General features: G+C 36.1%; 21 protein-coding genes. 5 read left to right on the top strand and 16 right to left on the bottom strand.

Going from position 1 to position 23,477, the window contains the following annotated elements; all coding sequences use genetic code 11:
• Positions 1-16: 16 nt before the first annotated feature.
• A complete protein-coding gene (locus MKY78_RS01060; RefSeq protein ID WP_339215529.1) occupies positions 17-481 on the bottom strand; it encodes a hypothetical protein in 465 nt (154 codons plus the stop codon).
• Between the two features lie 59 nt (positions 482-540).
• Positions 541-747: a DUF1657 domain-containing protein gene (locus tag MKY78_RS01055; RefSeq protein WP_010096853.1), complete on the bottom strand. Its 207-nt coding sequence runs from the start codon at positions 745-747 to the stop codon at positions 541-543.
• Between the two features lie 427 nt (positions 748-1,174).
• Here MKY78_RS01055 and MKY78_RS01050 point away from each other — a divergent pair, with 427 nt between their 5' ends.
• Entirely contained in the window at positions 1,175-1,585 is a 411-nt protein-coding gene (locus tag MKY78_RS01050) for a YwpF family protein (RefSeq protein WP_211741560.1), read from the top strand.
• 36 nt (positions 1,586-1,621) lie between these two features.
• Here the strand turns inward: MKY78_RS01050 and MKY78_RS01045 are convergent, their stop codons facing one another.
• The 3 genes from MKY78_RS01045 to MKY78_RS01035 all read right to left on the bottom strand — a co-directional run bounded on the left by MKY78_RS01045 (position 1,622) and on the right by MKY78_RS01035 (position 5,563).
• The gene (locus MKY78_RS01045; protein WP_339217782.1) at positions 1,622-2,956 is read right to left on the bottom strand and encodes a (Fe-S)-binding protein; all 1,335 of its coding nucleotides are present in this window, start codon (positions 2,954-2,956) and stop codon (positions 1,622-1,624) included.
• Positions 2,956-4,368, bottom strand: coding sequence for a glycolate oxidase subunit GlcD (gene glcD / locus MKY78_RS01040; RefSeq protein ID WP_339215526.1), 1,413 nt, complete (start codon positions 4,366-4,368; stop codon positions 2,956-2,958). The genes MKY78_RS01045 and glcD overlap by 1 nt, the downstream gene beginning before the upstream one ends.
• A gap of 91 nt (positions 4,369-4,459) precedes the next feature.
• A complete protein-coding gene (locus tag MKY78_RS01035) occupies positions 4,460-5,563 on the bottom strand; it encodes a sugar diacid recognition domain-containing protein (protein ID WP_339215524.1) in 1,104 nt (367 codons plus the stop codon).
• A gap of 192 nt (positions 5,564-5,755) precedes the next feature.
• Between MKY78_RS01035 and MKY78_RS01030 the strand changes: the two genes are divergently transcribed.
• A complete protein-coding gene (locus tag MKY78_RS01030) occupies positions 5,756-7,114 on the top strand; it encodes a TrkH family potassium uptake protein (protein WP_339215522.1) in 1,359 nt (452 codons plus the stop codon).
• 27 nt (positions 7,115-7,141) lie between these two features.
• Entirely contained in the window at positions 7,142-9,088 is a 1,947-nt protein-coding gene (locus tag MKY78_RS01025; protein WP_339215520.1) for an EAL domain-containing protein, read from the top strand.
• 961 nt (positions 9,089-10,049) lie between these two features.
• Here MKY78_RS01025 and MKY78_RS01020 read toward each other — a convergent pair.
• The 4 genes from MKY78_RS01020 to lepB form a co-directional block, all read right to left on the bottom strand.
• Positions 10,050-11,201, bottom strand: a complete 1,152-nt coding sequence (locus tag MKY78_RS01020) for a S1C family serine protease (protein ID WP_339215518.1) — start codon at positions 11,199-11,201, stop codon at positions 10,050-10,052.
• A gap of 21 nt (positions 11,202-11,222) precedes the next feature.
• A complete protein-coding gene (locus MKY78_RS01015; RefSeq protein WP_339215517.1) occupies positions 11,223-12,392 on the bottom strand; it encodes a zinc ribbon domain-containing protein in 1,170 nt (389 codons plus the stop codon).
• 277 nt (positions 12,393-12,669) lie between these two features.
• The gene (locus MKY78_RS01010) at positions 12,670-13,794 is read right to left on the bottom strand and encodes an IS4 family transposase (protein WP_339214128.1); all 1,125 of its coding nucleotides are present in this window, start codon (positions 13,792-13,794) and stop codon (positions 12,670-12,672) included.
• 325 nt (positions 13,795-14,119) lie between these two features.
• Positions 14,120-14,653 (bottom strand): signal peptidase I, encoded by a 534-nt coding sequence (lepB, locus tag MKY78_RS01005; RefSeq protein WP_339215516.1) that lies wholly within the window; start codon positions 14,651-14,653, stop codon positions 14,120-14,122.
• 172 nt (positions 14,654-14,825) lie between these two features.
• Here lepB and MKY78_RS01000 point away from each other — a divergent pair, with 172 nt between their 5' ends.
• Positions 14,826-14,999, top strand: a complete 174-nt coding sequence (locus MKY78_RS01000; protein WP_186868519.1) for an aspartyl-phosphate phosphatase Spo0E family protein — start codon at positions 14,826-14,828, stop codon at positions 14,997-14,999.
• Positions 15,000-15,056: 57 nt separating this feature from the next.
• Here the strand turns inward: MKY78_RS01000 and MKY78_RS00995 are convergent, their stop codons facing one another.
• The 7 genes from MKY78_RS00995 to MKY78_RS00965 form a co-directional block, all read right to left on the bottom strand.
• Positions 15,057-16,220 (bottom strand): aminotransferase A, encoded by a 1,164-nt coding sequence (locus MKY78_RS00995; protein WP_339215515.1) that lies wholly within the window; start codon positions 16,218-16,220, stop codon positions 15,057-15,059.
• 26 nt (positions 16,221-16,246) lie between these two features.
• A complete protein-coding gene (locus tag MKY78_RS00990) occupies positions 16,247-17,143 on the bottom strand; it encodes an EamA family transporter (RefSeq protein WP_339215513.1) in 897 nt (298 codons plus the stop codon).
• Between the two features lie 1,020 nt (positions 17,144-18,163).
• The gene (locus tag MKY78_RS00985; protein WP_339215512.1) at positions 18,164-18,634 is read right to left on the bottom strand and encodes a YkyB family protein; all 471 of its coding nucleotides are present in this window, start codon (positions 18,632-18,634) and stop codon (positions 18,164-18,166) included.
• A gap of 100 nt (positions 18,635-18,734) precedes the next feature.
• A complete protein-coding gene (locus tag MKY78_RS00980) occupies positions 18,735-19,319 on the bottom strand; it encodes an SCO family protein (RefSeq protein ID WP_339215511.1) in 585 nt (194 codons plus the stop codon).
• Between the two features lie 267 nt (positions 19,320-19,586).
• Positions 19,587-19,805: a hypothetical protein gene (locus MKY78_RS00975; RefSeq protein WP_339215510.1), complete on the bottom strand. Its 219-nt coding sequence runs from the start codon at positions 19,803-19,805 to the stop codon at positions 19,587-19,589.
• A gap of 67 nt (positions 19,806-19,872) precedes the next feature.
• Entirely contained in the window at positions 19,873-20,724 is an 852-nt protein-coding gene (locus tag MKY78_RS00970; protein WP_339215509.1) for a metallophosphoesterase, read from the bottom strand.
• Between the two features lie 214 nt (positions 20,725-20,938).
• Positions 20,939-22,054 carry an IS4 family transposase gene (locus MKY78_RS00965; RefSeq protein WP_339213018.1) on the bottom strand — a complete coding sequence of 372 codons (1,116 nt, stop codon included), beginning with the start codon at positions 22,052-22,054 and terminating at the stop codon, positions 20,939-20,941.
• A gap of 232 nt (positions 22,055-22,286) precedes the next feature.
• On the opposite strand from MKY78_RS00965, the gene fadH reads away from it, so the two are divergent.
• A complete protein-coding gene (gene fadH / locus MKY78_RS00960) occupies positions 22,287-23,054 on the top strand; it encodes a 2,4-dienoyl-CoA reductase (protein WP_339215507.1) in 768 nt (255 codons plus the stop codon).
• Positions 23,055-23,477 lie beyond the last annotated feature (423 nt).

Genomic DNA, 23,477 nt, shown 5'->3' with positions numbered 1-23,477 from the left:
CTAAATAAATTTAAATTTATGTCTGCTCCTTTAAAAGCTTACTAATATGTTTCAGCTCTTTCTCAAGTTCTTTTTTCGTTATGTCGTTATTTTGTAATCTTTCTTCAATTTTTTCTAATTCAATTACAATTTTTTTGTCGGTAACTAGCTCAACCTTAATGTACTTGAATTCTTCATCCATTTCTTTTGATAATTCTTTATTAACCTTTTGTAAGCCAAACCGTTCATGATGAGGTATTTCGATCGCTATTATAAGTATTTTATCTGTGTTAGCAGCTAAGACCCTTGTTATGTTTTCTTTTTTGGAGAGAATTTGCTTGGCTTTATTGGATATGGATTGGTCGTACGTATTTTTAGCTGATATTTGTGTAACTTTGATAGGCTGATCTGAATTACGTTGGGTGTTATTTTCGGTGTTACAACCTACTAAAGTAAAAATAATGATTATCCCAATTACCATTAAAAATGGCTTTTTAAGCATCTTTTTTCACCTGTTTCTATATTGAATGGATAGCGGGGAGGAAAATTACTCCCCACTAATTAAAAACCTTTATATTGAGGCTCTTCCTGCTCAATCTGTTGTACGCGAGGCTCTACAGAGTTTAAAATGCTTTGGGTTTGTTGTGCAGCTTGCTCATATAATTGTTTTGCCTGCTTATTTTCAGTTTGTAAAGCAAACTGTTCAAAACTTGCTTGCACACTCTTTAATCCTGCAACGGCTTGTTTAATTTGACTTCCTACAGTCATATGAAGTTTCCTCCTCAAGTAGAAGCTCATTACCTATCGTGACAGTGAATTGAAATAGTTAAGTTATTTCCAACTCCACTAAAAAAGGTGCTCCTCATTGGAACACCTATATTCTTTGTATATTTAGTATAATTTAACCACGTAAAAATCTGGTAACATGTTTTAGTACATCGGAAACATTATGTCCTTGAGCCCATCATACCAGTATCTCTTTATAGGAAGGTGAGCTATCTGGGACTGATATAGACAAGGTGTCCCATCAATCCATTTCATGTTGATTAGAATGAACGATAAGGGGAATAGAGGTTAACCGGGAGAGAAGCAATCATACCTTTTTTAGTCGAGGTGTTACTTTAGAAATAGTTATCAATTTGAAAAAAATTTGGTACACTGAACTTATATAGTTGGATAGAAGGGAGGAGACACGATGAAGACATTCCTACTAAAACAATTACAAATTGTTGAAAGTAATAACGAAGATATCGTAAAGACAGAAGTTGAATTAATCGATGGTTTAGTCATAAATAGAGAAGATGGTAAAAACAGCTGGCTTATCGAGGCACTGATCAATAAGCAATATATGGCTTGGTTTGAAAATATGCAAAATACGCGTGACCAAGTTATGATTGAAGTGAAAATTTCAAAAATGAGCAATGCTCCTGCCACATTCATTACCTCCATTGATAGTATAAACAATATAGGTGAGCATATTAATGTCATTTTTACTGGTACTATTGTTGATAAACGAAAAAGTAAAATTGAAGAAATGTTAGGTGAGCTTATCGAACAAGGCTACCAAGGTGAACAATTATTAGAGAAGTTTAAAAAGCTGATGTAGAAAGAGGCTAGACAGTATGTAGCCTAGCCTAAAATATTATTGCGTATGATTACTTGTTTCATATGCCTCTAATAATAAGTCTACAATGTGGACAGCACGGATGGAGTGAGTTAGACCTTCGCGTTCTATCCCTAAGTTCATCTGGAGAAGACAGCCAGGGTTTGCTGTTACGACTGTTTTTGCGTTTGTATTTTTCGTCTGTTCCATTTTATAATCTAATATTTGCATAGACATCTCAGATTCAACAATATTATAAATACCAGCAGAACCACAACATCTACTTGCGTCCTTCATTTCTACATATGTGACACCTTGAATAGATTGTAATAATTTTCTTGGTTCCATAAAGGTATTTTGACCATTTTTTAAATGACAGGAATCTTGATACGTTACAATTTGATCCGGTAGGCTTAATCGTTCTTTATGAAAGTCTAATTCTACAAGGACACTAGTTATATCTTTAACTTTTGATGAAAATGTAGCTGCTCGCTCCTTCCATTCTGGATCATCCTTTAGTAAATAGCCATAATCAACAAGGAAAGCTCCGCAACCCCCGGCATTAGTAATGATGTAATCGACTTGCGCCTTTTCAAAGGCTAGTATATTTTTCTTCGCTAATTCCTTCGCTTTATTTCGTTCACCACTGTGACCATGTAAGGCACCACAGCAATTTTGTGTATTAGGGATTACAATTTCACATCCGGCATATTGTAGCAGTTTCATCGTTGCGTTATTTGTTGACATAAATATAGTATCCATTAAGCAACCTGAGAAGAAGGCAACTTTCTTCTTTTGCTGTTGTAGTGGTAATAGATGTGTTGGTCTACTCTTCAATTGTTTTTTCTTTGGCACAGGTGGAAGTACTTTTTCCATCGTTTTTAATGTGTCTGGGAAAAAATTCATAATACCACTTTTTCTAGCTATTTTCTGCAATCCTGACCTTTGATAGAAGCCAAGTAAACTGGTGGCATTGATCATTCGATTTTGGTTAGGAAATAAGTTGTGAAATACCACATTTCGTACAGTCTTTACCGGTAACGATTGTTTTTTATTTTGATAAATAATATCTCTAGCTTGCTCGAGTAAATGTCCATATTTTACCCCTGATGGACAGACCGGTTCACAGGCTCTACACCCTAGACATAGATCTAACGAACGCTTAACATCATCATCTGGCTCGATATCCCCATCAACAACTGCTTTCATCATGGCAATTCGTCCTCTAGGAGAATGTGCTTCATCCATTCCTGATTCGATATAGGTTGGACAACTTGGAAGACAAAAGCCACATCGCATGCAGTTTAACAGCTCATCATAGTCCATTTTTTCTTTAAATTCATGAGCAATTCGTTCTTTTTCTCGCGTTTTCATCATTTATGAACCACCACTCTTCTTCTATCGGATTTAGCAAAGATTTTGCCTGGGTTCATAATATGGTTAGGGTCTATTGCTTCCTTGATATTACGCATAACCTCTATCCCTGCTTCTCCAACTTTTAAATGTAAATAAGGTAGTTTCATTGCACCAACACCATGTTCACCTGTAATGGTTCCTCCTAATTCAATTGCTTTAATAAAGATTTCCTCAAATGCTTTTTCCACACGTTTCATTTCTTCTTCATCACGAATATCTGTTAAGCAAGTAGGGTGTAGATTTCCATCACCAGCATGTCCGAACGTACAAATGTTAACATCGTAACGCTTGGCAATTTGTTGAATGGCGTTTACCATCTTCGCGATTTCAGATCGGGGAACAGTAGCATCTTCTAAAATAGTAGTTGGTCGTAAACGAGCGAGTGCAGAAAGGGCAGACCTTCTTGCTGTTGTTAAGGCTTCAGCTTCTTCAGCTGAAGAGGCTAATTGTACTTCTACAGCGTCATTGTTTCGACATATGGTAGTGATTTTTTCCATATCTTGATCAACTTCACGTTTAGAACCATCTTGTTCAATTAATAAAACCGCCTTGACATTCGTGGGTAAGCCGATTTGTGCAAAATCTTCTACAGCTTTTAAAGTGGGTTGGTCTAAAAATTCTAGTGTAGCTGGAATTATCCGATTGGCAATAATGGCAGATACAGAACGTGCAGCAGCATCGAGATCTTGATAAAGTGCTAGCATTGTTTTTTTCGTTTCGGGTTTTGGGATGAGTTTTAAGGTTGCTTCGGTAACGATTCCTAATGTGCCTTCAGAGCCAACAAATAGGCTAGTAAGATCATATCCAGCTACATCTTTTGCTAGTTTTCCTCCAGTGTGAATCACTTCCCCATTTGGTAAAACAATCTCTAGTCCCATCACATAATCACGTGTTACACCATATTTAAGGCCCCGTAATCCACCAGAGTTTTCATTAATATTACCGCCAATTTGAGATATTTTCATAGAACTAGGGTCTGGTGGATAGAAGAACCCCTTTGCTTCCACGGCTTCAATGAGTGTTTTAGTAATCACCCCTGGCTGAGTTCGTACGGTTAAATTTTCTTCATCTATTTCTAATATGTTATCGAAATGCTTCATAAGGATGACAACTCCGCCGTGTAAAGGGGTCGTTCCAGCACTAAGATTCGTGCCGGATCCCCTTGGAGTAATAGGGATGTTATTCTCGTTACAAAGCTTTACAATATTGGAAACTTCTTCGGTATTTCGTGGAGATAGTATTGCATCGGGAAAGGATTGGAATCCTGGGGTCGCATCATAGGAATAGGTAAGTAAACTAGTTCTTGAATCCTGGAAGTTATTCTCCCCGACTATGGTGATGAATTTTTGTTTCAGTTCTTCCGTAAACATAGGCAATTCTCCTAAGTGTTTTTTATTTTATTCTAAAATAAATGCCTATGATTTAATATGGTGAAATATACAAAAAAATTTAATTATCCGCTTACTTTTTTGGGTTTTCATCCAAAAAGGTAAAAGCTATATAAAATACAGCAATGGTATAGGTGTTTTTTGGATTCAGTCCTGTCAACTGCTCAATTCGACTTAAGCGGTAATGTAATGTATTAACATGGATATGCAGCTTCGAAGCAGTTGCCTTTAAATTTAAATTATTCTTTAGAAATACTTTTAATGTATGGAGTAAAGTCTCTTCTTTATCCAATGGGGATAGTACTTTGTTAATAAAGTCGATTCGAACATTATGACTAACTTCATCCAAACAAGTTTCTAATAATAAATCATCATATGCTGTAATGGTATTAGCGTTTGAAAGAGTTAGGGCTTTTGTTGCTTTTTGATAAGAGTCTTTAATGCAGAAAGAGTTGGATTTTGTTCCAATACCTATTGAAAATGGTATACGTAACTTGTTCATGATATAGTTCTGGAATGATTCGAACTGTCTCTTTAACGTGTCTAATTCGAATTTATCTTCTTCCGTTAATAGTACGATGCGATTATGTCCCCAGCGAATCGCTACACAAGGAAGTTTTAACATGAGGAGGTCTAGAATTTCATTTATGCCGTCCTTATGCTTGGAGAAATCGATTTCTATGATTGAGCATCTTAAAGGAGGGGAGAGATGAATTTCAAGTAGTTTACCTCTTTTAATGAATTCTTCAGATGGTTGATCCATTTGCACCCATTCGAAGAAATAGGCTTCCATAGCCCGAGCGTGCCATTCAAGCTCTTGCACATAAATATTTTCCCGTATTAATAACTCTGTCATTTTCTTCATGAGTGAAGCAAAAGGAATAATTTCTTCTGGATTACCGGTGATGCCAATAACACCAATGACATGATCCTCGATAGTTATCGGTAAATTAACTCCTGGACGTATTCCTTTCATGCTCTTTAGGTGGTCCTCGGTTAATATTGTCGTCGTGTTGTTTTTTATTGTTTGAAGGGCGCCCTCGTGAAAATCACCTATTCTAGAGCAGTCGGTACTTGCTATAATAATGGCTTGATTATTGACAATAATAATATTTTCATTGATTAATTTCCTTGTTTCGTTTATTATTTTTTGTCCTAAGGTAGGGGTTAATTCCATTTACAATCCTCCAAGCATATGAACAAGTCTTTCCAAATGGTCTTTTTTTCGTTATAATTTTTGAATGTTGTACTTAATATTTTATAGGGAAACAAGCAAATTGTCGAAAGTAGAGGAAAATTTTTAGAATCGTGCTACAATTAAAACGAAAGAACACTCTGAATAAAAGTGGTCTAAGGAGTCTGTAAATACATGTTTTTACCAAAATCATTTTCTAGGTGGATTAACACACTTTCACCAGTACGTATTATTTTATTTTTTTACATAATAGCTGCAATATTTTCTACTATATTAATGAGCTTACCAATTGCATATAAAGACGGGGTAGAGGTCGAGTTTATTGATGTCGTATTTACTGCAGTCAGTGCATTAAGTGTAACCGGATTAAGTACAATCACGGTAGCAGACACGTTAAGCACAACAGGTATTTTTCTTTTGGCGTTTATTCTTCAACTTGGTGCGGTAGGTGTTATGGCCATAGGTACTTTTATTTGGCTATTGTTAGGGAAGAAGATCGGCTTAAAGGAACGTCAATTAATTATGACAGACCAGAATCAAACCAATTTTGAGGGTATGGTTCGTTTAATTAAACAAATTATTCTAGTATTACTTACAGTTGAGTTTATTGCATTTTTAGTGCTAGGTACATATTTCTTAAGATATTTCTCTTCTCCTGGGGAAGCTTATTTACATGGTTTCTTTGGAACGATTAGCGCAGTTACCAATGGTGGATTTGATATTACTGGGGAGTCTCTAATACCATTTCAGCATGACTACTTCGTACAGTTTCTAAACATTTTATTAATTATTTTTGGTGCTATCGGATTTCCTGTATTAATTGAAGTAAAAAACTTTTTATTTTCCCGTAATCGCGTGTTAACCCATTTCAGTTTGTTTACAAAATTAACGACGTTGACTTTTGCGATTTTAATATTTGTTGGAACCATCGGGATCTTTTTATTAGACGTACAGCATTATTTTGTTGGAAAGAGTTGGCATGAGTCGCTATTTTATTCGTTGTTCCAGTCCGTTACGACTAGAAGTGGAGGACTTTCAACAATGGATGTGAGTGAGCTTTCGGAATCGAATCATTTGTTTATGTCGTTTTTAATGTTTATTGGGGCGTCACCGAGTAGTGCTGGCGGAGGAATTAGAACAACTACTTTCGCTTTAGCGGTTATTTTTATCATTACGTATGCACGGGGTGGAAGCAGTATACGGATATTTAGAAGAGAAGTTCATGAAGAAGATTTAATGAAAGCTGTGACGGTAACTCTAATGGCAATCTTTATGGTATTTATCTCTGTATTATTCATTACTACCTATGAGCCTTTTACCATCACGCAAATTTTATTTGAAGTAACGTCTGCTTTCGGAACAGTAGGGCTCTCCATGGGTATCACATCAGAGCTATCAACCATTACTAAAATTATTTTAATGACATTAATGTTTATTGGTAGAGTAGGGATTCTTACCTTCTTGTTCATGTTTAAGAAAACGAAGCGATCAGGGGATTATCACTATCCAAAGGAAAGAATTAGTATCGGTTAAATTCGGAGACAAGTGAGGAGAAATCAAATGAGAGAACAGCTTACCGTGCCATTAAATAGCCAAATATTATCTTTTTTTAAAGAGGCAATTGTGTTTGTAAGCAAAGATGGAATGATTATTGAAGGTAATCAAAAGGCGTATACCTTATTGGATGCAGAACAGATAATTAGTAATTCTATCGAAGATTACATTGATTTTAGATTATTATTGGATGCTTCTCGATCTCACTTGTTAATGGAAATGAAAACAGAAAAGGGAAAACTATTAGAAGTTAAATCACTAAAGGTAAACGAAAATCTCTATTGTTTGATTCTTGATGAATTGTCTATTAGGAATCGAGCAGATGAAATTAAACGCTATATTAATCAAATTTCGAATAACTCGGTAGAGGGAATCGTTTTATACGGGAAAACAGCAATTATAGATTGTGATGATACGTTTGCTACGATGTTTGGGTATAAAATAGAAGAATTGAAACAGAAAACGATGGAGCAATTAATCGATGCAAAGAGCTATCGAAAGCTTATCGAGACCGATTTGGTTACGATTAATAGTGTACTTGAATTAAAAGGTGTACGCAAGGATGGAACATTATTTTATATTGAAATGGTCGAATACCCGTATTATAAGAATGGTAAGATTATACGGGCTGCTAGTGTGAAAGATATAACGGAACGAATTGAAGCAGAAAATAAAATTGAGTATATGGCATATTATGATGAGTTAACGGATTTACCTAATCGAAATTTTTTTAATAAAGTGTTAAAAGATGCTATTATACAAGCCGAGCAACAAGAAGAAAAAGTAGCCGTTTTCTTCTTAGATTTGGATTATTTTAAAGAAATTAATGATACTTTAGGTTATTCGTTTGGCGATAAGCTTTTGCAGGCTTGTGCAAATCGATTGAAAATATTCCAGCAAATGGATACATTTCTTGCTAGAATGGGTGGAGATGAATTCTTACTGCTTCAACGACATACAGAGAAAGAAATGGCTATCGATTTTGCTGAAAAGCTAATTGCTGAATTTGAAAAACCGATCACGATAGATGATTATGAAATATATACTACGGTTAGTATTGGGATTAGCATCTTTCCGGATAACGGATTAACAGCTTCTGATTTAATTAAACATGCAGACTCTGCTATGTATGTAATTAAGGAACGACATCGGAATTATTACAATCTATTTTATTCCTCTATATCAGAAAATTTTAAATTAATGTTAACGATGGAGGCAGAACTGAGACGTGCTTTAAAAGAGGGGCAGTTTGAATTGCATTACCAACCTCAAATAAATTTACTAACGAATGAAGTTGTTGGTCTAGAGGCGCTAATCAGATGGAACCATCCGGAGAAGGGGTTTATTAGTCCAAGTGAGTTTATACCTTTGGCTGAGAAGACAGGATTAATTATTGATATAGGGGATTGGGTATTATCGGAAGCATGTCGTCAGAACAAAGAATGGCAAGACAAGGGATATAAGCCAATTACAGTAAGTGTAAATTTATCTGCAAAACAGTTTTACCAACGTAATTTAGTTGAGAAGATTCATGATATTTTAGATGAGACTGGCCTGGAGCCTTCTTATCTAGAACTAGAAATAACAGAGAGAATGGCCATGTCCAATGAAGAAGAGATATTAGAGACATTACATGCACTTAGAAGGTTAGGTGTTCTCGTTTCAATAGATGATTTTGGAACTGGTTACTCATCTTTTAAGTATTTGAGTGTATTTCCAATTACAAAATTAAAAATAGATAGAATGTTTTTAGATGAACAAAAGAAGGAAAATCAAGCAATTGTGAAGTCGATCATCCATATGTCTCACTCCTTGAATATGAAGGTAATTGCTGAAGGGGTTGAAACGAGGGAACAATTGGATTTTCTGACAAGTGAAAGATGTGATGAAATGCAAGGATATCTCTTTAGTAGGCCTCTACCACCAAAACAACTAACACCGTTTCTAGGGTGATTAAGATAGAAGGAAGACCTCGGAGCTTCGTGAACATGATTACGAAGCTCCGAGGTCTTCTTTTTTTCATAGAAAGAGATTGGGACATAACTAAAAGTGAGTATTGCGGACAGATTGAGCCAGAAGTGCGAAGTTTTGAGCCACTGTATGCGGACGTTTGAGCCAGTAATTGCGGAAGGGAGAACCATCGCCAACGCTTTGCCATAATTAGCATAGGTACTGTAGTCCGCCACCATTGACTTAACTTTTGTCCGTTTTGAGGAACAATTGCAGGTTTGTCACAAATAATGCCAAAGAGGCACACCTGCTAAAGTATGATAACACGGACAAGCCGATTCTAAGCATTCGCTGGTGGGGGCCCCGCCCCCTTCCAGCAAAAGCAAAGAAACGGGCGTTACAGTCAATGGCAAGTAGCTCCGCTATGGCTCTGACTCTATAATTTAAGATTAGTTGTACTATTAGTGGCTCTCGCACCGCAAATGGTGGCTCAATGTTCCGCATTCGGTGGCTCAAAATTACGCATAAGCGGCTCAATTCATCCGCAATAAACAACTAAAAGAAATAAATGTAAAACCGAATGATATACGATACTAGCTCCGGAAATATTAGCTCCGGAAATATACGTAGACTCCTGCGGGAGAATAGGCATAGGTGAGATCCCTAAAGAAGTAGCACGAGGAGGCTAAGGCAGCCGCCCGGCGGTAAAGAAGACACTGCGAGGTCTTTTCGAGCAGATGTCGCACTTATGCTGTGATAAAGTGCATGATAGACACTGCGATGGTCTTTTCGAGCAGATGTCACCCCTGTACTGGAAGCAACCGCAAGTATATTTCCGGAGCGTGGTCGTAGCTCATCATTCGGTTTTTACTTTGAGATAGTTTTGTCTAAAGCCTCAAAAGCCTCAAAAGCTCATCATAAGAGCAAACGAACACAATCGCGAGAATATGGGTGAATGAGTTCGTTATGATGGATTTTGTTCTTGATAGTTGATACCAATAATCTTCAACTGGTCATTTTCATACCCGATGATAAATTCATATTGGATTTGTTCTTCTAGCTGTTCCTCTTCGTTTGGTTTATTTTTAGTTAATGTAACATCTACTAGAACGGATGCATGATTGCTATCCAAAATAGAAGTCGACTGGTGGGAATAGTTAACATCTACTACTTGGATATAATCTTCACGAAAACTAGCGTAAGAGGTTGTAGATTGAATGGATTCACCGAGTAGTGAATATGCAGCGACATAATCACGAATCGTAATACTATCGATAAAGTACTCCATTACATATTCCGCATCCTGCTTCATTTGCTCGGGATCAATTGAATTAAGTAAATCCTCTGTACTTGTATAGGTCAATTCACTATTTTGAGCTTCCTTTGACCAGCCTTCAATCTCTTGAATGACATCAACAATAGGAATACTAAAGCCGATACTTCCGTCTTCGGTTCCAACAGAGTTTATTCCAATCACTTTACCACTGTTGCGATTAATTAAGGGACCGCCACTATTACCATGTGTGATCGGAGCAGAGATTTGATAGGCATTTTTATAATCGTAACCTTCTACATAGAAGTTACGTTCACTACCTGAGATAATTCCAAGTGTCACCGTATTTTGAAATCCGTGAGGGCTACCTAACGCGATTACTTCATCACCTAGTTCAGCTAATTGATCTCTTTCTATAGAAAGACCTTTTTCCCCAGCTAACTGAGGTACACGTATAACCGCTATATCAGTTTCTTCGCCAATTCCAATAACAGCAGCAGGGTAGACACGGGCATTGGCGGTTCGGACATAAATCGTCTCTGCCTGCTTAATAACGTGTGCATTTGTTATGATATCGCCTTTTTCATTATAAAGAAATCCTGAACCAGTTAAAGTTTGGGAGTCATTCTTAGCTTCAATTTGGACGACGTTTTTTTCTGCCTCGTGAATGATGGTTTTTAAGTCAACCGTTTCATCGTCGGTTTGCACCTTGCTGATGGCAGGATTATTTATTACTAATGGCTCTGACTGCCAAGATATATATAGGTAAATAGATGTAGCAATACCAATAAGGATGATAATGATCGTTATGATTATCGGTAAATTTTTTTTATTTTGTAACATAGTTTCACTCCAATAGAGTACTTAATAATTTGTATACCAGGTGATTTTGGATACCTTGACATCAAATTTCTTAACATCCTTACCAATATCATAATGGGTAAATTCAAATTTTCCATTTTCATTAGGGTATAGAGTATCTGGATAAACGTAAACACTATTCGAAAGAAATTCTGTATCCTTCGTCAATAGAGAATATTCAACTTGAATGGAACTAATTGGAATAGTCGCCACACTCGTTACTTCACCTTTAACTACTAAGTTCCCCTGGTTATCATTTGCAAGCTTAATCGATGTTAATTCAATAGCATCTGTTTCGTTCATTTCTCGTTCCTCTTCAGCTGTATCGATAGCTTGTTGAATGCGCTGCTGTTGTGTAACCTCAAATGAAACCTTCTCTTTTTCTATGGTTGTTTTAAGACTTTGGAGCTTTTCCGAATTTGGGGCATACTTTAACCCGTCTTCCACTATAAATAAAGCATCACTGAACTGATTATCGCTTAGTTGTTTACTTGCTTCTGTGAAAATAAATTCAACGATTTGATTCCGGATACTGTCAGTGATTTCGGTTGCTTCATTGTTTTTTATCGCATCTGCTTCCCAAAGTAATACCTTTAACTCATCGACAGATGGATTTTGATTTAATATGCTTTTCAGTTGTTCGATTTTAACATGATCACGAAAAGATACTATCTCATTTACTAGATCAGTGGTTGCTGTTCCATTGAAGTTGGTTAAAGATGATTCAGCTTGACTAATTAAAGTAAGTGCAGATTGAAATTCATTGTTTTCTAATTCCTGATTAGCTTCCTCTAATAAAGACGTAATATCGGATGTTTTTTGGATAAACTCTAATGCAACCTCACCTTGATTGAAATTTGGTTTCTCTTTCAATGCTAGTGTAAAATACTTGTTTGCTGCTTCATAGTCTCCGGCTTCAAGACTTTTCGCTCCATGCTCGTAATGCTTCATTGCTTGTGAGGATTGATTTTGTAGAAAATGATAAAAAAGATTATTGGCTAATAACATGATGATGATGGTTATGATTGGTATAAACCAACTTTTATTGAATTTCTTATTATTTATCGAACGTAAGTGAATATCTTTTGGTAACTCTACACCACAGCTTACACAATACAATTCCTCTTCTTTTACAATGGAGCCACATTTTGGGCAATGCAACAAAATATTCACCTGCTTTCTGTTTTAATTCGATTAACTTCGTCATTATTTTTACATATATCTTATCACATTTCTCTTTAATTGGGGGGCATATGTGGTATGATATAAAAGGCTAGTGTATTTTTATAATAGTGAAATAATACCACTAGCGTTGCATAAATAATGTCTGAATTTTCCGGTTATTATTCTCTTCTTTTTTGATGAAAAAGAAAGACAACTAAGCAAAAGTAGTAAACATCCATTTTTTTACTATAACGTCTTAACTAAGTATCAACGACAACCAATTGCTTTATGGAACACTTTTTCCCTCGATCTTGCGTATCCATATATGCGCAGATTGCCACAAGACAGCCTTTAAATAGCGACTGATCTGTAAATAGGTGCGTTGACTATTGGTTTCGAGTTGTATCAACACGTTTAAACAGTACACGATCATCGCGATGTAGACTTGATTATGTACAGCTTGTTCACTCTGACCATAAAACTTTTTAATATTTAAGTGCTGTTTCATCCACTTGAAAAATAGTTCGATCGCCCAGCGAGATTTATACAGTTCTGCGATTTCATCTGCACCTAAATCAAAGCGATTAGTCAGTAAATGCAACTCATTTCCTTTGGTATCCATCACTTTCAACAGTCTAAATACATTCTCTGAACGATTTTGTGTCGTACCAATCACTACTATTTCATCGGATAAAACAGACGAATCTTCTGGTAAAGAGCAGGTTTCTAATGTACGAGTGACCGCATTTTTGCGCAAGCGTGAGACGAAAAAGTAACCGTCGTCTGTCATACGATCAAACCGTTCGTAATCCAAATAGCCTCGATCAAACACATACATACATTCTTTATCGTCAACCAATACTTCGAGTTGACCTCGATCGTGTTCTTTCGCATTCGTGAGCTTGGCTTCATCGGGATAGGAACAACCTTTTTCCATAAAAACAAGACGCAAATGGAGTTTGACACCGGCCTTTGTTTTACGGAAGTTTGCCCAACGGTGGTTATTCAAGCTTAACGGTAAGGTACTTGAATCGATGATTTTGAGTGGTGTTGTCCTTTTTCGTCTGGTTTGAAAGTCAGATTTGTCGTGAATTTGCGCTACCAATCGAAGAAAAATGGCTTGAAAAAAATCTGTCGGAATTTGATTGAGTCTCCTTCCTAATTGGGAGAAGCTAATGGCCTCCAAATTGGTGGCATCTTGTAAATCTTCCGAGAAGACACAATCGCTTAAAGCGCGTAAACTTTCCGTTTCATGAAGCTGTGCATACAACAATAATTTCAAGAAAGATTGGGTATAAAGCTTTTTCGTATAGTAATCTAATTGATAGTTTTCCACTTGTTCCTGTAAAAAGTCAGATGAAATAAGCGAAAACCATTGTTCAAATGATGTTTTTCGAGTAAACTTATCCATGTGTTTGTCCTTTATTTTGGATTTGGATCGGTTTACTACCATCCAACCATTATAAAGGATTTTTTTATGAATAAACAATATATCAGAATATTTTAATTTTTATATGTTTGCAAATTATTTTAATGCGACGCTAGTGAAATAATACATATAATAAATTCTAGGAGGTGTTCACCATGTTTGAAACATACTTTGGTATATTTTGTTTTGTTATTTTATTGTACTTTATTGGAAGCTGTATATTAGATAACGAGAAATAATAAACAAAAAATAGGTTGTCTTTTTAGTACATGTACTAAAAAGACAACCTTCCATACTTCATAATAGTTTATCGTGTTTTCGCTATTTCATTAAAAGGATAAAAGATAAACTCAGATCTACCGATAATTTCATCTTCCATAATAAATCCAAGCCCATTTCTGGAATCTTTACTGATGGACCGGTTATCCCCCATAACAAAGTATCTTCCTTTTGGAACTGTTATTGGACCATAATTACCTGTATGATTCTTAGCATCCTCTGTTAAAAATGTTTGATCATGAAGCTCATTATTGATATATAATTTATGGTCCTTAATCTCAATTGTTTCACCAGGTAACCCTATAATTCTTTTTACGTAATTCTTCTCAGGACGATGAATAATTACAATGTCTCCACGATTTGGTTCATTAATCAAATAAACGAATTTATTAAATATAACACGCTCTCCATCTTGAAGCGTAGGGTCCATACTATCACCTTCTACAATGGAAGTCGCGAATACAAATGTGCGTAATAGAAAGGCTAGGACAATGGCAATAAATATTGCTTTACCCCATTCTTTCCATTCATTTTTTTGTTTTACTTCGGTCAAAGAAGACATTCCTTTCAACTATAAAAAGTTCTATTATGTAATTCAGCTATATTTATTATAACAAGAATATAGGTGAATCAGTGTAAATTTTTGTTACTTGAAAAAAGCGTTGGTATTTCATTGTTAAAAAAAGCCTATTTATGCTAAATTAATAGAAATAGAAAAGGAGGTTTTGTTAATTTTGTGTGAAACAGACAAGCTCCTAAAAGAAATAGAAAAGTTACGTAATAAAATGAGTTCTGTTGCCTTAACGCAAGGAATAACAAGTTTAGAATCAATAGCACTCAGTCAAGAGCTAGATCGATTATTAAATATCTATGAAAAAGTGAAAAATGAAAAGAATATGACCAGATAAGGATAAAGTGGCTACTAGTAGGAGGGATATCCTAAGTGATGAATATCCCATCTAAACTTAGCCTTTACCATGTCGATGAAAATACTCCTCAAGACGGTTGAGGCCTTTTTCTAAAGTGGTGAAATCATAGGCGTAAGATAACCTCATATACTGCTCTCCATACTCTGAAAAACTTCCACCTGGTACTAATGCTACCTTCCCTTTTCTAACTAAGTCTACTCCTAATTCCAAGGAGGACATACCAGGCTTTGAAATCTTCGGAAATAAATAGAATGCTCCGTTCGGTTTGTTAACAGAAATCCCCATATTAGTAAAACGATCGTATACATAATCTCTTCTTTTCTCATAAACTTCTTTCATTTTTTGCGGATCGTCAAGTCCGTGTGTTAAGGCCTCCAAGGCTGCATATTGACTGATAGAAGAGGCGCATGCAACATTGTATTGATGCACTTTTAATAGATGTGCAGTAAGCCATCTCGGTGCAAGAACATAACCTATCCTAAATCCAGTCATCGAGTGAGATTTGGAAACGCCGTTAATAACGATTGTACGATTTGCAACCTCTTGAAAGCTTGCAATAGATGTATGGTCAAAATCATAAACTAATTCACTATATATCTCATCAGCTAGTATAAATATATTCTTGTCTTTTAATACTTCTACGAGCTCTTTTAATTCCGAATGAGTTAAAGAGACTCCAGTAGGATTAGATGGATAGGGGAGAACGATACATTTTGTGTTATCTGTTATAGCCTGCTTTAGCAGCTCCTTCGTCATTTTAAATTGGTGGTTAGAAGTATCAACATGAACGGTTTTCGCTCCTGCCAATGTAATCAGTGGTTCATAACCAGGATAGATGGGGGCAGGGAGTATTACCTCGTCACCAGGATTTAAAATAGTTCGAAACACTATATCTATCCCTTGGGAAGCTCCTGTAGTGACAATGATTTCATCTTCGGGATGGAAGCTAACGTGATAATTCGTTTCATAATAATGCGCTATTGCTCTTCTTAAATCGATAATGCCAGCATTACTCGTGTAGGTCGTTTTATTCGCTTTTACTGCTTCAATAGAAGCTTCCTTGATATGTTCAGGGGTATAGAAGTCTGGTTGCCCAATCGTAAGTGACACTACATCCTCCACATCTGTTACCATGTTAAAGAACTTTCGTATTCCAGATATTTCTATCGTTTTAACTTGTTGATTTAATAAATGCTCCATGGTCTTTCCTCCAAGTTGTTTAATGATTAGTTAAGTTTGTAAAGATTTTCTTGGTTTGGTTTGGTTTGCATGAGAATAACCGAACCTATAATAAGCGCCATACCTAACATCTGTACAAATGTAAACGATTCATGAAATACTAAAATGCCGATAAAAGTTGCAACTACCGGCTCAATGGTTGATAGAATAGATGCCTTAGATGCTTCGGTTTTTTTCAAGCCGTATGTATAGACAATATACGCAATAGCCGTAGGGAAAAGTCCTAGTCCAAATGCATAAAAAAGTACCGCCGGTTCCGTTAATATTGTTAGCTTTTCACTATAGGGAAAGAACGGTAATAATGTAACGGTAGCAACAATAAATGTAAAGGCTGTTATGCTTAGACTAGTATATTTGTTTAAGGCGTATTTGCTAAAGATACTATATAAAGCATATCCAAAACCAGAACCAACTCCAAACAGAATACTTTGATATGGGATGGTACTTAAATTGCTAGGTAACAGCCCGACTACGAAGCTTGTTCCAGCGATAGTGCCCATCAGGGAAAGTACTTTTCTACTTGTGAAAGTTTCCTTGAACAAGAAAAAAGATAGGATGGAAACAAAGGCAGGAGCCGTATAAAGTAAAGCTGTAGCAATTGGAATGGTAGATAAATCAATGGCCATAAACATACAGTAATTAAAAAATATAATACTAAAAATCCCTGTACCGATGAAGTACTTTACATCTGAAAAAGAATGTAGCTTTAATGCTTTAGGAGAATGATATAATAAATAACTTACTAAAAGAATAGCAGTTGATGTTACTCGAAGTGTGACAACTTCCATTGGTGTAAAACCGTATGTATATAAATTCTTTACAAACCAACCAATGGTCCCCCATAATGCTGCGCCTACTATTATCCATATAGCTGCTTTATTCAACCATCATACCACCTCTACATGATTCATTACTATATCAATTATAGCAAATTTAGTGAAAAATAAGCTAAATAAGAGAAGGGGAGTATAGTTTTCTTATCGTTCGTTTAGAATGGATAATAGTAGAAGGTGCAGAGGTGAATGGTAGATGTTGAAGGAATATATTTGGGGAATAAATTGGATTAATATATCACAATTACAATCTTTAGGAATATCAGAAGAGACTTTTTTTACGCTGTTCATTTTTTTGGGAATTCTAGGTTGTTATTTTATCATACGACCAATTGCTTTAATTCTCATATCATTAAAATCTGAAAGGCTATTAAATTACATACTGAGCGGTCTAGCATTTATCGTCATTTTCTTTACAGTGGTGTTATGGATAGGCGATATCGAAATGTTAACTTATGAATTATTTAAAATCTCCTTACAAGTATTAGCAATGTTCGGTCTAGTGTTATGTGTAATACATTTATTTAAGAGAATGAAACAGAGGAGGAAGAAAGTATAGGAGAGGTGGAGCTCCTTCGTGTTACGTAGGGAGTACTATATCCGAGCGTGCGTTGGAGGATGTCGAACGGGAAGTAGAGCAATAGGCGATAGGAGGCGAAATCGCGCGGGGGAGAAGCAAAAACGCGCGACAGGAGGCAGAAATCGCGCGGGGTAAGAAAAAACGCGCGACAGGAGGCAGAAATCGCGCGGGGGGTAAGAAAAAACGCGCGACAAGAGGTAGAAATCGCGCGGGGGAGAAGAGAAAACGCGCGACGGGAGATAGAAATCGCGCGAGGAAGAAGCAAAAACGCGCGAGAATGGCGAAATGGAATCGTGTCGCGCGAAAAATAGCAACTCTCGCGCGAAAGGGAAATAAAGCCGCGCGAAATTTAATATAACCTGCTCGTAAAGAATAAATTCTTTTACCAAATCATATTTTCTAAAAGTTAACCTAAACCCAACGAAACGAAAAATCCTCATAGTTCTCACAATGAGGATTGCTGTGTTTATTCCACTTAGGATGTTATAAACTTATCGAAAGTTTTTCTTAGGCGGCCATTCCATTTTACCTAAAGAAGATGGTGTAAAGTAGGAAGAATGGTATTGTTTTCTTTTTGGCTTATGATTAACTGGTTTATAGTCAATATATTGATAGATTATTTTTTTTGCTTGTGATAAAGACATTTTTGTTTGGGGATTTCGATAATTTTGATCGAGTGATCCTAAATGTTTAAGTTCCTGGAAGTCTTCCTTCGTTGGAGGGATATGAAAGTAATAGTCATCCACCTGAACTAAGAGGGTAGAATGCTGGTTACTAAGTTTGGGATGATCGGAGAAATGCAACCCGATTTTTTTTGCCCGTTTTTCCTTTAATAATTGTTTAATGGTTTCTTTCTTAATGAAGTATAGATGTTGTGGTTCGGGAGCAGTTTTGGCATGACGATTAACCGTATAAATAGCTCTGGCCAAATCACGTAAAGAAACCGTTTCACTACTTGGCATCGACAAACCTCCTTTCCATCTTCCTCTTGTATTTCTTTTTATAGTATCGTAAAGCTTGTCCACTTTCAATTAATAAATGAAGAAGCCGGGTCTCGGCTTCTTATAACATGCTCTTAATGAATTCAACAACTTCTTTAATTTTGTCTTCATTTAAATACATTCCATTATATTGTTTAATAGCTTTTCCTTCGGGAGTTACAATAGTTAGTGACACACCATGTGCATATGTACCATCATTCATATCCTCAGCAACTGTTTTAAAAGAAGAAACGGCAAATTCCCTAATCGTATCATAATCATAACCGGTTAAAAACGTCCAATTACCATTTGTGAAATCAATTCCCCGGACTTCTCCATATTCCTTTAGTACTTCAGGTGTATCAACTTCGGGATCGATACTGAAGGAAACAAATTCAACATCCTCAATACCTTCTTCTTTTAAAGCCTTTTCAATTCTTTGCTTGTTATAGGTCATTTGAGGACATTCAGTTAAGCAGGTTGTATAAATGAAATCGGCAATCCAGATCTTACCTTCCAAATCGCTTTTGCTTACTTGTTCACCATCTTGGTTTGTGTAGGTAAAGTCCTTTACGTCTATCGAGAAATCACCTTCAGGTTTGCCGCCACATGCAGCTAACAAGAGAATAGAACCAAATAGAACGAACAAGGGAATTTTTTTTAACATGTAATAATCCTCCACTGTATGTATATTCAATCTTCATTTATTCTAACATGGAAAGGTGAAGAAAACTATGAATAAACTGTTACAGCTAGTATGAGGATGCAATGGAGTGGCTAGAATACTTGCTGCTCTATACTGGATGTAGGACTTCTAATGAAATTTCTTATGTTCTCAATAGTTCATAACCAGCTTGTCATAGCAATATTTGATTCTAGCCACCAAGTGTGGGTACGGTCATCAGTAAGCCCAATTCATCTGTTTTAGTTGAAGCTAGTAATAACTTGTACCATAGCCATAACTATTATAATAAGGAATAGGTACTGGGTATGGTACAGGATATGGATAACCGTAATATGGATTGAATGCTTGATATAATAAAGGGCCTACTACTAAACCGGTTAGAAATGGAACAATTGGAAAAAATCGTTCATCAGGTTGGTTTGTATTATTTACAGTATAATACTCAAGATATGGAGATGGAGTAGTCATCTATAACGCTCCCTTTCATCAATGGACTAATAACAATGTATGCATTTGTCCGTATGAAAGAGCCTGGTTATTGTGTTTTTAACGTAAACAACGTGATTTCTGGTTTGCAAAGGAACCGGTAAGGTAGTCTGGTTGTACCAATGCCTCTACTTACATATAAGTCGAGATTACTAGATTCAAATGTATATTTTCCTTCTACATATTTCTCCGCATATAACGGTGTATAAAGATGACCAACAAAAGGAAGTCTAACCTGTCCGCCATGACTATGACCTGACAGTTGAACATCGACAGGGAATTCCATTGATTTATCTGCAAAATCAGGCTCGTGGGCTAGAAGAATCGTAAATAAATCAGGATTGGTATTTTCTAATGTTTTAGAAAGATTTGGCTGACCAAGCATAACGTCATCGATACCAGCGATAAGAATTCGGTCAACCTGCTGTTCGATGGTATGGTGACTATTTTTTAATAATTGAAAGTCAGCTTGTCCCATTACTTCTTTTACAATTTCTGTCCCGTAACCACCATGATCGTGATTCCCGTATATCCAGAACTTACCCTTCGGTGCATGTAATGAACCTAATAACTTAGTAAGTCTTGGATTCCAATTATATTGATCTGGTTTATCTACTAAATCACCGGTAAAAACAATTAAATCGGGTTCTAAAGCATTTATTTTCTTCACCAGCTCTTGAAATTGATCTAGCGTATAATGAAATCCAATGTGCGTATCGGAAAATTGAATGATTTTAAATCCATCAAATGAGGACGGTATTTTTTTGGATTGGATGGTTTCTCTATGTAAGGTAAGCAATGCCGGTTCAATATTTCTTGCGTAATAATATGTACCTCCACTAATTCCAAAAAATGCAAGGGAACCAGCCAATAATTTTTTTATAAATGATCTTCTATTCATACTTTCACCTTCGTGAACATAATGTTTTTAAATTATAACATACCTATTCCAAAAATACGTGTGACATCACTAGTGTTGCAAAAATAATGTCGTAATTTTCAGTTTTATTATATCTTCTGTTTAGAGCCAAAAAAGTAAATACCGAATTAAAGGTGGCTCCATCCATTTGGAAATAATTTACAATTAGACCTGTGTGACAACGACAATTTGCTTATTAAGGGACGGATTTGCCTTCAATCTTTCGAAGCCAAATATGCGCTGGTTTCCATAATGCAGCCCTTAAATAACGGCTAATTTGTAGCGTTTTTCGCTTGCTTTTTGTTTCAATTTGCACAAGAACATGAAGGCAAAAAACAATAAGTGCGATAAATACTTGGTTTTGAATCGCCCATTCGCTCTGACCGTAAAACTTCTTAATGCTGAGATGTTGTTTGATCCATTTGAAGAACAATTCAATTGCCCAGCGTGATTTGTACATTTCTGAAATCTCTTCGGCACTTAAATCAAAACGATTTGTAATTAAATGGAGTTCATTTCCCTTTGAATCCAAGACCTTTATCAGGCGAAAATAATTTTCAGCACGGTTTTGTGTAGTACCAATTAAGACCATTTGGTCTGATAAAACAGGCATATTTTCGGGCAACTTAAAGTTGTAAACTTCCCGTATGACTGCGTTTTTCCGCAGCCTTGAAAGGAAAAAGTAGCCCTCGTCGGTCATGCGGTCAAAACGTTCGTAGTCTAAGTAACCACGGTCGAACACATACATGCATTCTTTGTCATCTACCATAATTTCAAGCTGGCCTCGGTCATGTTCTTTTGCAGTTGTCATTACGGCTTTTTCTGGGTAAGAAGTGCCTTTTTCCATAAATACAAGACGCAGATGCAGTTTCACTCCTGCCTTTGTTTTGCGGAATTTTGCCCATTTATGATTCGTCAAATTCAGTGGCAAAGTGCTAGAATCAATAATTTTTAATGGCATTACAAGTTTCGTATAATGCGTTTTGGCATGAATTTGTGATACTAAATCGAGAAACAGTCTTTGGAAAAGGTCGGGATTCAGCCCATTTAATCGTCGTGATAACTGAGAAATACTAATAGAATCAAGGTCGATAGCCCTTTGAAGCTTGTCATCGAAGAGGCAGTCACTTAGTGCATGAAGACTCTCGACTTCCTGTAGCTGTGCAAAAAGCAGTAACTTTAGGAACGACTCTGTCGTTAATTTTTTCGTATAGAAATCTAATTTCAATGTTTTCACCTGTTCTTCAAATAATTGAAAATTAATTGGTGAAAACCATTGTCCAAATGAAGTTTTTCGTGTAATCTTGTCCATGAGATTTGTCCTTTTTAGTGGATTTGGACGGGTTTACCACCTGACTTATCCATTATAAAGGACTTTTTCTTTGCGCAAAACAATAAAATTGAACATTTCGAGTATTTTTAATAATAAAATTAATTTAATGCAACGCTAGTGGTGTGACATGATAATACAAAAAATGGTATTTTGACTTTTTTGATAAATAGAAATAATATGGAGATAAAGGATGAAGTTAGGGGGAGTAAAATTGGAAACGAAAACGGTAATCGTAACAGGTAGCTCAAGTGGTATGGGTAAGTATATGGCAAAAAAGTTTGCAGATGAGGGGTTAAATGTTGTCCTAACAGGTAGAACGAAAGAGAAGCTTGAAATCGTTCGGGAAGAATTAACAGAAACTGCAAAAGGGGAAGTTCTAGTTGTTCCAATGGATGTACGGCGCCCTGAAGATGTAGAACGAATGGTAAGGGATACGGTACTTCATTTTGGACGAGTAGATCATTTAGTAAATAATGCTGCTGGTAATTTTATCGCTCCAGCTGAAGAACTGTCTATCAATGGTTGGAATGCGGTAATAGATATTGTCTTAAACGGGACATTCTATTGCAGTCGTGAGGTAGGAAAGTACTGGATCGAAAATAAAATAAACGGTTCCATTCTTAATATGGTAGCAACTTATGCATGGAATGCCGGAGCGGGTGTCATCCATTCCTCAGCAGCCAAAGCAGGTGTACTAAATATGACAAGAACATTGGCAGTTGAATGGGGAACAAAATATGGGATTCGTGTAAACGCTATCGCTCCAGGGCCAATAGAGCGAACTGGTGGAGCTGAAAAGTTGTTCTTATCCGAAGAAGCAGCAAAGCGTACGTTGGAATCTGTTCCGTTAAAACGATTAGGTAAGCCTGAAGAAATTGCTGAATTAGCATTTTTTCTATTGTCAGAAAAGGCGTCGTATATAAATGGTGAGGTCGTGACCATGGATGGGGGACAGTGGTTAAATAAATTTCCTTTTTAATAAAGTGATTGAATGAAGATAAACTAGTAAACGAAAGTATATTAGAAGTGCCCCGGAGAAATAGGTGTTATTTTCAATAAAGAGACGAACTGTTTTATTATATACTGGAGTGGTTCCCCTGTCGTCATCATGGGATTAGGGAATCACTTTTATACTTTTCGCTTCCGGGGTTCTTAAGCCTCTCCTATCTTTCCTCTGGATTTAAGTACGCTATCCTATCTATTTACATGATAGTATTCGACGTTTTTTCGAATATTGTTATCGTGAGAGTCATTCGCTACATAGTATTTTTCAAAGAGGTACGTTGTTAATGCTATTATAGCGTTAATTTTTTGTGAAATGAGTTATGTTGTACATGCTAAAACAACTTATAGTATGTTACAATTAATGTAGGTGATGATTACATTATAGTAGGATAAGGAA

The sequence above is a fragment of the Ornithinibacillus sp. FSL M8-0202 genome, from assembly GCF_037975285.1.
Lineage (GTDB): Bacteria > Bacillota > Bacilli > Bacillales > Amphibacillaceae > Ornithinibacillus > Ornithinibacillus massiliensis.
This window is presented reverse-complemented; position numbering and strand designations above follow the sequence as displayed.